Source organism: Geomonas edaphica, assembly GCF_004917075.1.
Lineage (GTDB): Bacteria > Desulfobacterota > Desulfuromonadia > Geobacterales > Geobacteraceae > Geomonas > Geomonas edaphica.
This window is the reverse complement of record NZ_SSYB01000002.1, coordinates 247,855-260,355: the sequence shown is the minus strand read 5'-3', so window position 1 is coordinate 260,355 and position 12,501 is coordinate 247,855. Positions and strand designations below refer to the sequence as shown.

Below are 12,501 nucleotides of genomic sequence, written 5' to 3'. Positions count from 1 at the left end.
GTATGCCCGCGGGCATACTATGCCTTTCGTCATACCGACTGCTAAGCCGCTGTAGTTTCGCACCTTTCCGCACCACAACCGCCCCCCCTATTCCCGCGGGCATACCCCTCCGCCTAGGCACGCAACTCCTCTACACTTCTTAACCACCAGTTATTACAGCGCTTATTCACACAAACATCTCTTGGCATCCCCGATGCTATGTCCAGGTCATGGACGCGCGGACGTCCGACCACCTCAGAGGGGAGAATCATCATGTTCTGGCTGGAATTCGCAGTGGTACTGGCAGCAATCTTCGTAGGGGCCCGGCTGGGCGGTATCGGCCTGGGCGTTCTCGGCGGCCTCGGACTCGCCGTCCTCACCTTCGTGTTTCACCTGCAGCCTACCGCACCGCCCATCGACGTCATGCTGATGATCGCCGCGGTGGTCACCGCCGCCGGGGTCCTGCAGGCGGCCGGAGGGCTCGACTACCTGGTAGCGCTCGCCGAGCGCATCCTCAGGAACAACCCGGACCGCATCACCTTCCTGGGTCCGATGGTGACCTACTTCTTCACCCTCTTCGCCGGTACCGGCCACGTCGCCTACTCGGTGCTCCCGGTAATCGCGGAGGTGGCGCGCGAGACGGGGGTCCGTCCGGAGCGCCCGATGTCCATCTCGGTCATCGCATCTCAGCAGGCCATCACCGCGAGCCCGATCGCAGCGGCGACCGTCGCGCTCCTCGGTCTTCTCGGCGGGTCCGCCGCCAAGTTCGGCTTCAATGTCGAACTGATAGACATCCTAAAGGTCTGTATCCCCTCCACCTTCATCGGCGTCATCATCGCCGCTTTCATCTCCAATAAGCTGGGTAAGGAACTGGACCAGGATCCGGAATACCAGAAGCGCCTGCAGGAGGGAACCGTTCCCCCGCCGCGCACCGCCCACACCGACACCGCCAAGGTGAACGAGGCGATCAGGAACACCCCGAAAACGGCCAAGATCGCGGTCGCCCTCTTCCTGCTCGGCACCATCCTCGTGGTCCTTTTCGGCTCGTTCCCGCAGATGCGCCCCGAGTGGAGCGTCGGTAGCGACACCCGCATCAGCCACATCGTGGTGAAAAGCGAGTCCGAGGCGAAAGAGGTGCTCGCCCAGCTTAAATCCGGCGGGAGCTTCTCAGATGTCGCTAAGCAGTGCTCCATCGACGCCACCGCGACCACCGGCGGCGACCTCGGCTGGCAGGCGAAGGGGAAAATGATCCCCGAGTTCGAGAAAGCGTGCGCAAAACTGAAGAAACCGGGCGACCTGACCGAAGTGATAAAGACGCCCTTTGGCTACCATATCGTCAAGTTCGACGACAAGCGCCCCGCCCAGAACAAGGAGAAGATGGGGATGCCGCATGTGATCGAGATCGTCATGCTCTCCATCGCCGCACTCATGCTCCTTCTCTGCAAGGTGAAGATCCACAAGGTCGCCGAGGGGAGCGTCTTCATTGCCGGGGTGCAGGCGGTCATCGCCATCTTCGGTATCGCCTGGATGGGTGACACCTTCTTCCAGGGGAACATGGACTTCCTGAGCGGCTCCATCAAGGATATGGTCACCACCGCGCCGTGGCTCTTCGCCTTCGCCCTCTTCGTCCTCTCCATCCTGCTCTACAGCCAGGCGGCGACGGTGCGGGCCCTCATGCCGCTCGGCATCAGCCTCGGCATCCCGGCGCCGTTTCTCATCGCCATGTTCCCTGCGGTGAACGGCTACTTCTTCATCCCGAACTACCCGACCGTGGTCGCCGCGATCAACTTCGACCGCACCGGCACCACAGGCATCGGCCGCTACGTCTTGAACCACAGCTTCATGATCCCGGGGCTCGTCGCCACCTTCTCATCGATAGGCATCGGGTTCGTACTGGCAAAGCTTATGTTCTAGCCTGGTTCCCCCTCCCCTTGCGGGAGGGGCAGAAATTCACTCACTTCTTGCAAAGGAGTTACGAGCAATGAAAGCAACAACCGCAGAGCTTAAAAGGCTGAGCACACAGATTACAGAGAACCGTTCCTGGCTCATGGAACAGTTTCCCCCTTACTTCTTCATCGCCATGAAGGACGAGCCGGAGGCGATGGCCCTTCTCGAGCGCGAGATGGGAAGCCTCGCCCAGAATCGCCGCCTCGTGCTCGCCGACCGGGAGAAATGCCTGATCCAGGCGCTCCCCAACGTGCCGGGCTCCCTGTACGACACGCTGCGCCGCATCCCCGAGCGCGAGATCTCGTACGCGATGATCGGCCACTCGGAGAACCCGCTCCCCGGAAGCGACCGCACCCTCGAAATCCAGCGCTTCGAGTTCGACAGAAAAAGCAACAAGGAGATCCTTGAGGGGGGCGGAACCGAGGTTCCTTCCGCGATACGGTCCAAAGTGGCCCAGGCGCTGCGCAAGAGCTACCCTGACTTCGCCATGGCCGACCTGGACCGCCTCCTGCGCATCATCTGGCTCAACAACGAGAATTACGTCCGCATGGCCTGGCCCGAGCGCCTGGCCCAGGTGCTGAACCTCTATCAGAAAGGGAACCAGGCCGGAGGGCTCTACCTGGACGTCGAGGAGATGGAGGGGGGAAGAGAGTCGCGCATCCACTTCGCCGTCGCCAACCCGCCCCAGCACGACTTCCTGCTCCAGGTGATGGAGGTGTTCAACCGCCTCGACCTCGGCGTGAACCGCGCCTACTGCCTCACCATCTCCAACGGCGTGCACCCGATCTTCCTCGGGACCTTCTACGTGCGCCGCCGCGACGGCGAGATCCTCTCGCGCGGCAGCGAGCTCTTCAGCCTGTTGAGGGACGAGCTCTGCAACACCCAGATCCTCGCCACGAATTCCCACGCCTACCGCGACTTCGTCACCAAGGGGACCTTCAGCGGCCGGCAGGGTTCCCTCGTGAACGCCTTCATCGCCTTCTGCCACACAAACCTCGCCCATAACCAGCCGGACCGCTTCGGCCTGGACGACGTGAAGAGCGCCTTCTTCTCGCACCCAGAGATCGCGCTGCAGTTGACCGAGCTTTTCTCGGTGCGCTTCGACCCTGCGGTCGCCGACCGCGAGCTCATTTATCCGAGCGCCCTCGCCGAGACCGAACAGGTCGTGGCGGGCTACAACACGGGACACCGCTACCTGGACGAGGTGCGCCGCGCCATCTTCCGCTGCTGCCTCATCTTCATAAAGCACACCCTGAAGACGAACTTCTACGTGGCGGAGAAACAGGCGCTCGCCTTCAGGCTCGACCCCGCTTATCTCACCGAACTTGGCAGGGAGTTCACCTCGGATCTTCCCCCCGCCCTCCCCTTCCGGGTCACCTTCTTCTTCAGCCGCTTCGGTTTCGGCTACCACATAGGCTTCTCCGATATCGCCCGCGGCGGCTGGCGCACCGTGATCGCGAGGAACGGCGACGATTTCATCACCAACGCGAACACCATCTTCCGTGAGAACTTCGTCCTCGCCCACACGCAGCACCTGAAGAATAAGGACATCTACGAGGGGGGATCCAAACTCGTGCTGATCCTCGAAGCGGGGGACCTGCAAAGAAGCGGTGAGCGCGACCTGGAGACGCTCAGGCTCTACAAGCTGCAGTACGGCGTGGCGAACGCCTTCCTCGACATCTTCGTGACCCAAAATGGCGTGGCGAAGCTCCCTGCGGTGGTGGACTACTACCGCGAGGACGAGCCGATCGAATTAGGCCCGGACGAGAACATGCACGACTCCATGATCGAGAGCATCGCGCGCATCTCCAAAAATCGCGGCTACCTCTTGGGCATCGGCATCATGTCCAGCAAGACGGTCGGCATCAACCACAAGGAGTTCGGCGTCACCTCGACCGGCGTGGTCCGCTTCGCTGAGATCACCATGGCCGACCTCGGCATCGACATGGTGAACCATCCCTTCAGCGTGAAGTTCACCGGCGGCCCCAACGGTGACGTGGCAGGCAACGCCATGCGCATCATGCTGGACCGCTATCCCCGGATGCAGATCCGCCTCATCCTGGACGGCACCGCGGCACTCTTCGATCCCAAGGGGGCGCGCCACGAGGAGCTCTCCCGCATCCTCCTGAAGGAAGACCTGGACGCCTTCAACCCGCAGGCGCTGCACGAGGGGGGCTTCATGCTCTTCAGAAGCGGCAGCCGCACCGAGGGGCTTAAGACCCTGTACCGCAAGGCGACCATGAAGGCGGACGGACTTTTCGAGGAGTGGATCTCCATCGACGAGTTCTCCCGCCTCTTCGGGGAGCTCATCTTCACCACCGAGGCCGACCTCTTCATCCCGGGAGGGGGACGTCCCGAGACCATCGACGCCAACAACTGGGAACGCTTCTTCCTGGCCGACGGCACCCCTTCGGCACGCGCCATCGTGGAGGGGGCCAACTCCTTCATCACGCCCGAGGCGCGCATGCAGTTGCAGAAGAAGGGGGTCATCATCATGCGCGACGCCTCGGCCAACAAGTGCGGCGTCATCTCCTCCTCCTACGAGATCATCGCGAACCTGCTCATGAGCGATGCCGAGTTCCTCGCCGACAAGGAGGAGTACGTGGCAGGGGTGATCGCCATCCTCGAGAAGCGGGCGGCCGACGAGGCGCGGCTCATCCTGAAGCGCCACCGCGACAACCCGGTCCTGCCGTGCACGGAGATCTCCGATGCCATAAGCACCGAGATCAACGGCCACTACGCGCGCCTGTTCCGCTTCTTCCAGGGGCGCCCGGAACTCCTCGGCCAGCCGCCGTTTCGCCGTGCGGTGCTCGCCCACCTGCCGGTGCTCATCGCCGACAACGCGCGCTACCGCCGCAGGATCGCCACGCTGCCGCAGAAGTACCTCTGCGCCATCCTCGCCGCCGAGCTCGGCTCCTCGATGGTGTACCGCGGCGACCAGGAAACCGACTTCGAGGACATCCTGAGGCTGCACATCTCGAGAAACTTCCCCGCATAACCGACGTCACCTCCCCTTCCCTTCCCCGGGAGGGGGAGATCAACGGACGCAGCACCAGTGAACCCGCCGGCAACGGCGGGTTCACCCGTTTGTGCAACCGTTTTTTGCTGTTATCATTAAGTCGCCCGAGGCTGCTCGACGGCGCTTCATAACTCAACATTTCCGCCAAAATGCCGATGAGCGGTGCATCACCCCTGTCCCGCCGGAGGAAGTTGTGCCGAAGACGAGTTACTCCCCGCCCCAGCAAGATCGCACCGACAACCGGTCGGTCGCACTACGCTACAGCATCGTGCTGTTCGCCATCTTCCTGTTCGTGTTCACACTCATCGTCTGGTTTACCGAGGGAAATAACGAAAGGGCCAAGGAAAGCGACCTCACCTCCCGCACCAGGACCTTCAGCGGATCGCTTCAGATCACCCTCGAGGGGAACAAGAGCTACCTCGAGATGCTCGCCTACGAGCGGAGCTCTGGGAAGCTCAATGCCGGGCTGTTCCAGGAGAGGGTGAGCCAGTACGTGCAGGCCCATCCCGAGCTGATCAACGTCACCTGGGTCGACGCCGACTTCACCATCACCGACGTAGCACCGCTTGCCCCCAACCGTCAGATCGTCGGCCTGCAGCTAAACCTCCCGGAGCCCAAGCGGGCCTCCCATTTGGCCCGCGAGCAGCGCAAGGCGGTTTATACCCGTCCTTTCGAGGCGATCCAGGGAAGACCATCCTTTGAGATCTGGGTCCCGGTCTACCGGGACGGTACTTTCCTTGGACTCTTCGGAGGGGTGTACTCCTGCGACCGGCTGCTGCAGCAGTTGATCTCGCAGACCCGCCCCCGCCTCTACCACTTAAGCCTCTCCGACATCAACGGTCGTATCCTCGCCACCTCTTCGCAGCGCGACACCACGGACCATCACGCCATCAAGGAGGTGGCGATTACTGACGAAACGAGCGGCGTCATGCTCCGGGTGCAGCGCTACACCAGCCGAGTCGACTGGCGTTTGAGCCTCCTCAAAGCCCTTTCCTTGGTCCTCGTGGCCGGCATGGGATACGCCCTGTGGCAGCTCAAACAGGAGATCGACGAGCGCAGAAGGGCCGAGGAAGAGGTGAAGCAGAAGGCTGTGCAACTCGAGGAAGAGATCACAGAGCGGCAGGCGGCCCAGGAAAGCCTGCAGGAACAGGCCGCACAGCTCGAGGAGGAGATCTCGGAGCGCTGGCTGGCAGAGGAGGCTCTCAGGGAAAGCGAGGAACGGCTGCGGCTTCTGCTCGATTCGACCGGCGAGGCGATCTACGGCATCGACCTTGAGGGAAGGTGCACCTTCTGCAACCGCGCCTGCGTCAGGATGCTCGGCTACCAGGGCGCCGAGGAGCTTCTAGGCAAGGACATGCACGACGTGATGCACCACAGCTACCCCGACGGCCGCAAGATGCCCGAAACGGAGTGCAGGGCGCACCAAGCCATGGTGCAGGGAAAGGTCGGTCACGTCGAGGAGGAGGTCTTCTGGCGCTCGGACGGCAGCAACTTCCCGGTGGAGTACTGGTGCTACCCGCAGGTGAAGGAGGGGAAGGTGGTGGGGTCCGTGGTTGCGTTCATCAACACGACCGAGCGCAAGCACCTGGAGGAACAGTTCCGCCAGTCCCAGAAGATGGAGTCCATCGGACGCTTGGCCGGGGGAGTGGCGCACGACTTCAACAACATGCTGAGCGTCATCTCGGGCGCCGCGGAACTATCGAAAAGAAAGCTAGAGGACGGCGAGCCCGTGGGGCAGTACCTGGAGCTCATCATAAACGCCGCGCGCCGCTCGAGCGACATCACCCGACAGCTCCTCGCCTTCTCGCGCAAGGAGGTGATCTCGCCCAAGCCGGTGAATCTCAACCGTCAGATCGAAGAGGCGAACCGGATCCTTTTGCGGCTGATCGGCGAGGACGTGCAGCTCACCTTCCACCCGGCGCAGGAACTCTGGTGCGTGCTTATCGACCCCTCGCAGGTGGACCAGATCCTGATCAACCTCGCGGTGAACGCCCGTGACGCCATGCCGGAAGGGGGAAACCTCACCATCGAGACGGCCAACGTCCAGGTCACCAGCCAGTACGCCTACCTGCACCCAGACGCACGCGCCGGCGAGTACGTGCGCCTCACCGTGAGTGATACCGGCTGCGGCATGGACAAGGCGACCGCGGCGCACATCTTCGAACCCTTCTTCACCACGAAAGGGGCGGGCAAAGGGACCGGTCTCGGGCTCTCCACCGTGTACGGCATCGTGAGCCAAAACGGCGGCTTCATCAACGTCTACAGCGAACCGGGCGAGGGGGCGGTGTTCCGGATCTATCTGCCGCGCCTACCGGAGCAGGGGGAAAGCGCCGAGGGGGGCTCTACTGATGAGCAACAACTGCAGGGTACGATCCTCCTCGTGGAGGACGAGGAGATGCTTTTGTGGCTCACCACGAGGCTGCTGGAGGAGATGGGGCTCAAGGTGATCCAGGCGCAGGCCCCCCTGCAGGCGGTGGAGATCTGCCGCGACAGGCTCAGCGAAATCGACATGATCCTGACCGACGTGGTTATGCCGGAGATGAACGGCCGGGAGATGGTGGCACGCATCAAGGAGTTCGCGCCCGAGGTCCGCGTGCTGTACATGTCCGGCCACACCGCGGACACCGTGGTGCAGCGGGGAGTGATGGAGTCGGGGATGCACTACATCCAGAAGCCCCTTGAGATGGAAAAGCTCCGGGAGAAGATCAGGCAGGTGCTGACGTAGTTTGCCGCGGTGCCGCACAACCCGCAGGAGACAGGTACCCGATGAAGATCGAAAAGTACCAAAACGGAGAGCGGGTCACTATTTCGCCGGGAGAGCTGTACGTAACCGGCGGCCCCTGCGTCATCTCCACGCTCCTTGGCTCCTGCATCGCGGCGTGCCTCTACGACCCGGTACGGCGCATCATCGGCATGAACCACTTCATGCTCAGTAACCCGCGCTATTCGAAGGAGCTCCCCCTCAACATCACCGACGCAGGTCGCTACGGCATCCACGCCATGGACCTTTTGATCAATGCCATGATGGCCCAAGGGACGGACCGGCGCCACGTGAGGGCGAAGATCTTCGGCGGCGCCACCATCATCAACCCGGAAAGCTCCAAGGACAACTTCTTCTGTGTCGGGCAGGTGAACTGCCGCTTCATCCTGCAGTTCATGGAGAAGGAAAGGATTCCCGTTGACGCCATGGACATCGGCGGGGACTTCGGCCGGGTGATCCACTTCTCCAACGGTGACTTCGCGGTGCACCGCAGGAAGGTGGATTCAAAACGCAGCGGCAAGCTTGCCCAGCGCGACCGCTACTGCTGGCAAAAGGCGATCGAGCAGCAGCAAGAGGCACTCACCGAGATCGAACTCTGGTAGAAGGAAGGAACGTGATGAAGATGTACCGATTGAAGCAGGAACAGCTGCTGCCGATGCCCATCGAAAGGGCATGGGAGTTCTTCGTCCACCCGGCGAACCTGCCGCTCATAACGCCGCCGGACCTGGGCTTCAGGATAACGGGCGCCTTGCCGGACAAGATGCACGCAGGGATGATCGTAACCTACACGGTCACCCCCTTTTTAGGCCTCGCCGTCAACTGGGTCACCGAAATCACACACATGCACGAGCCCCACTTTTTCGTGGACGAGCAGCGCTTCGGGCCGTACCGGCTCTGGCACCACCAGCACACCTTCGAAGAGACGCCGCAGGGGACCCTGATGACCGACATAGTACACTACGTGCTCCCCTTCGGGCTCCTGGGACGACTCGCCGCACCGCTTGTGACGCACCGGGTCCGACAGATCTTCAACTACCGCCACGTGGCGCTCGCCAGGGAACTCGGCTTCCCCCCCAGTTCCGCTTCGCAGGCGGAAGGAGTCTGAGCTCTTTCCGCCATCCACTCTCTGCACTGTCACACCCCTGCTACCTGCTCCCTTCGGCGCATCCGGTGCCGCCCGACACGCTGCACATTTTTTAGGCAAAAGGGTAAAAAACTGCGATCTACGGTAGGATATCGAGACGATCCAGAAACTTATCCACAGTTTTTTCCACCAAACTGTGCATTGCCAAGCCGCGTCCACCTTGATTCCGGCAGGATCGCGGGAAACTTATTCACTTTTATAGCCTTTTTCGCACCGGCGACATAATATTGACAAATATTAATTTGCGCGTGCCAATCCTGCGCATTTGAAGATGCTTCGTGTTGCGGGGGATGCGCCATCCTCCTCATCCCTACAAGGCCGCTCGTCGCTTGAGTTCGATGTTGCGCAAGAGGCTGTCGTAATGACGCGTCAGACGCTCCACCCCTTCGTCCTCAAGTTCCTGGGCCAAATGGTGCAGGTTCACCCCCAGGGTGCAGAGGTTCTCCAGGAGGACGATGGCCTCCTGCACGCCGTCGTCGAGCCGGCATACGGAGGCGCCATGCTCACGGAAGGCGGCCAGCGTAGCAGGCGCCATGAGCTGCACCGTGTCCGCACCGACGAGTGCCTCGGGATAGGTGAGGTCGAGGTCGCCGGCGCCGGCGCCGGAACTCGCCCACACGAGCCTCTGCGCCCGTCCACCACGCGCCGCGAGAACGCGATAGCGGTCATTGCCGTGGATCTCCCGGTTCACGCAGCGCAGGGCCTTAGCTAAGGCGATGGCGGCCTTCCCCTTCAGCACCTCCGCAAGGGACCTCTCCGCATTCTCCCCCCGGGCGAGGCTTGAGAGGAGCGGTTCAAGCAGGCGATCGATCTGCATGAGCGGCAGCTCCACCACCGAGGTGACGCACTCAAGCGGCAGCCCCCGGGCGGCCCGCTGCGCCAGGGCGTCCAAGTAGGCGTCTGCAACGGCGCGGTATCGGGGCACGCTGAAGACCAGGGTGACGCAGACGCTTATCCCCTCGCGCACCAGTTGGCGCAGGGCGGCCACCCCTTCCAGGGTGCCGGGGATCCTTATGTAGAGGTTGGGGCAGTCGGCGGTATCCCAAAGACGCCGTGCCTCGGCAACGGTTGCGCCGGCATCTCTGGCAAGACGGGGGGAGACCTCGAGGGTCGCAAATCCCTCTTCCCCTTTTGACAGCTCGTAGACCGGGCGCAGTAGTTCGGCGGCAAGACGGGCATCCTCGGTGAGGAGAGCCGCGCAGATATGGGTGGCGCCGAGCCCGCGCCGGGAAAGGAACGCGATCGAGGCGTCGTAATCACTACCGGCGGCTACGAGCCGTTCCAGCGACGCAGCGCTGGAGGCAAACCCGCTCACACCGTCCTCCTGCACCAGCGCAGCAAGCTCACCGGAAAGGAGCATGCTGCGGCCGATGCCGTCAAGCCACACGCTCTGGCCGCAGCCGCGCAGCCTCGTGATCGGCGTTTCTCTCATGATCGCTCCTTCCCGGCAGGGAGCATGAGGCGCCTTCAGCACCCCCGAATCACGCCCCCCTTCCGATCAGCTGCAGGGCAAGCCTGCAGACGTTGTCCACGGTGAAGCCGTATTCGGAGAGCACCACCTCGCCCGGCGCGGAAGCTCCGAAACCCTCCACACCCAACACCGCGCCGGCACTCCCCACGTACCTGTGCCATCCAAGCGGGCTTCCCGCCTCGATGGCGAGCCTTGCCGGGACCTCCGGAGGGAGCACCGATTCACGGTACTCCCGGGGCTGCTCGTCGAAAAGTTCCCAGCACGGCATCGACACCACGCGCGTCGCGATCCCCTCTTCCTGGAGCCGGTCGCGCGCCCGCAGCGCGAGGGAGACCTCGGAGCCGGTGGCGATGAGGATGAGCCGTGGCGTGCCGCCGTCCCCTTCGGCCAGGACGTAGCCGCCGCGTAGCACGCCTTCGGCGGCGGCGCAGGTCGCCCGGTCCAGGGTGGGGACCGCCTGGCGCGACAGGACGAGCGCCACCGGCCGGTTCCTCGTCTCGAGCGCGGCCCTCCAGGAGAACGCGGTCTCGTTGGCATCGCATGGGCGCAGCACCAAAAGACGCGGAATGCCCCTGAGCGACGCGACATGCTCCACCGGCTGATGGGTCGGACCGTCCTCGCCTACCGCGATCGAGTCGTGGGTGAAGACGTGGATCACCTTGAGATCCGACAGGGCGGCCAGGCGCAGCGAGGGGCGCAGGTAGTCCGAGAAGGTGAGGAAGGTGGCGCCGAAGGGGAGTACCCCTCCGTGGGCGGCAAGGCCGTTCATGATCGCGGCCATGCCGTGTTCTCGCACGCCGAAGTGGACGTTGGCGCCCCCCCTGCCCCACACGCCCCCGACGGCACCCTGCCGGTCTTCAGGCTGCCACGCCTCGCTCTGGAAGTCCCCCTTGCCGGTAAGCGCGGTCACCGTGGAGGGGTTCAGGTCGGCGGACCCGCCGAAAAGCTGCGGCAGGCGGGAAGCGAGTGCGTTCAGTACCTTGCCGGATGCGGCGCGGGTCGCCATCCCCTTCGCGTCGGCGGGAAATTGTGGGAGCACCTCCTCCCACCCGACGGGGAGCTCCCCGGATATGGCGAGGGCAAGTTCCGCCGCCTCTTCCGGGTACTGCGCCGCGTAACCCTCGCGCAGTTCCTCCCACGCGCCCTGCCGCGCCCCCCCCTGCTCTAGCGCCTCCCTGAAGCGCGCAAGCGCCGGTTCAGGGACGAGGAAGGGGGGCTCGTCGGGCCAGGAAAGCCGCTTCTTGGCGGCAAGCACCTCTTCGGCCCCAAGCGGCGCGCCATGGGCCTCGAAGCTCCCCTCTTTTGCCGGAGAACCGAAGCCGATCCGGGTGCGCACCATGATGAGCGACGGGCGCTCTTCTTCCGCCCGCGCCGCCTCGAGCGCCTCCCCGAGTGCAGCCAGGTCGTTGCCGTCCTCCACCTCCAGGACCTGCCATCCGAAGGAGCGGAACCTCCCAGCACGATCCTCGGAAAAGCTGAGCGAGGTGGAGGCGGCGAGCGTGATGCGGTTGTCGTCGTAAAGGCAGATCAGTTTCCCGAGGCGCAGGTGCCCGGCAAGCGACGCAGCCTCCGAGACCACCCCCTCCATCAGGTCGCCGTCACCGGCGATGACGTAGGTGTGATGGTCGACCAAGCGAAATCCGGGACGGTTGAAACGCGCCGCCAGGTGCGTCTCGGCCATGGCCATGCCGACCGCGTTGCCGAAACCTTGCCCCAAGGGGCCGGTCGTCACCTCTACCCCCGGCGTCACGCCGCGCTCGGGATGCCCGGGGGTGCGGCTTCCCCATTGGCGGAAGCGTTGCAGCTCCTCCATCGGGAGGTCGTAGCCGGTGAGATGCAGGAGCGCGTAGAGGAGCATCGAGCCGTGCCCGGCGGAAAGGACGAAGCGGTCCCGGTCGAACCACCCCGGATCGCGCGGGTTGTGCTTAAAGAACCTGCTCCAGAGCAGGTACGCCATGGCGGCGGCCCCCATGGGCATCCCCGGATGGCCGCTGTTTGCCTTTTGCACGGCGTCTACCGCGAGAAAGCGTAGCGTATTGATGCAGAGTTCATCGGTCTCGGTGGCGGGTGCGATAAGGGGATGCTTGCTCATGGCGCTGCTCCTTTAGCCTTGACGGTCTCGGAGCATCGGCCGGTTCCCCTCCCGCACCTGGCGGACCGCTGTGGGCGGCCCGGAAACG

The 12,501-nt window shown here is 63.6% G+C and carries 7 protein-coding genes; 5 read left to right on the top strand and 2 right to left on the bottom strand.

Annotated elements, in window-relative coordinates:
• Window positions 1-252: 252 nt before the first annotated feature.
• The 5 genes from E8K79_RS07345 (at window position 253) to E8K79_RS07325 (ending at window position 8,811) form a co-directional block, all read left to right on the top strand.
• On the top strand, window positions 253-1,893 hold the full coding sequence (locus tag E8K79_RS07345; protein WP_136514463.1) for an anaerobic C4-dicarboxylate transporter: 1,641 nt from the start codon (window positions 253-255) through the stop codon (window positions 1,891-1,893).
• A 67-nt stretch (window positions 1,894-1,960) separates the two neighbouring features.
• Window positions 1,961-4,924 (top strand): NAD-glutamate dehydrogenase domain-containing protein, encoded by a 2,964-nt coding sequence (locus tag E8K79_RS07340; protein WP_136514178.1) that lies wholly within the window; start codon window positions 1,961-1,963, stop codon window positions 4,922-4,924.
• A gap of 214 nt (window positions 4,925-5,138) precedes the next feature.
• Window positions 5,139-7,670, top strand: a complete 2,532-nt coding sequence (locus E8K79_RS07335) for a hybrid sensor histidine kinase/response regulator (RefSeq protein WP_136514177.1) — start codon at window positions 5,139-5,141, stop codon at window positions 7,668-7,670.
• A gap of 41 nt (window positions 7,671-7,711) precedes the next feature.
• On the top strand, window positions 7,712-8,308 hold the full coding sequence (locus E8K79_RS07330) for a chemotaxis protein CheD (RefSeq protein ID WP_136514176.1): 597 nt from the start codon (window positions 7,712-7,714) through the stop codon (window positions 8,306-8,308).
• Between the two features lie 14 nt (window positions 8,309-8,322).
• Window positions 8,323-8,811: an SRPBCC family protein gene (locus tag E8K79_RS07325; RefSeq protein ID WP_136514175.1), complete on the top strand. Its 489-nt coding sequence runs from the start codon at window positions 8,323-8,325 to the stop codon at window positions 8,809-8,811.
• A gap of 349 nt (window positions 8,812-9,160) precedes the next feature.
• Here E8K79_RS07325 and E8K79_RS07320 read toward each other — a convergent pair whose 3' ends face one another.
• Both E8K79_RS07320 and tkt read right to left on the bottom strand, forming a co-directional pair.
• Entirely contained in the window at window positions 9,161-10,282 is a 1,122-nt protein-coding gene (locus E8K79_RS07320) for a transaldolase family protein (RefSeq protein WP_136514174.1), read from the bottom strand.
• A gap of 49 nt (window positions 10,283-10,331) precedes the next feature.
• Complete coding sequence (gene tkt / locus E8K79_RS07315; protein ID WP_136514173.1) at window positions 10,332-12,413, bottom strand: transketolase; 2,082 nt, start codon at window positions 12,411-12,413, stop codon at window positions 10,332-10,334.
• Window positions 12,414-12,501: the final 88 nt, after the last annotated feature.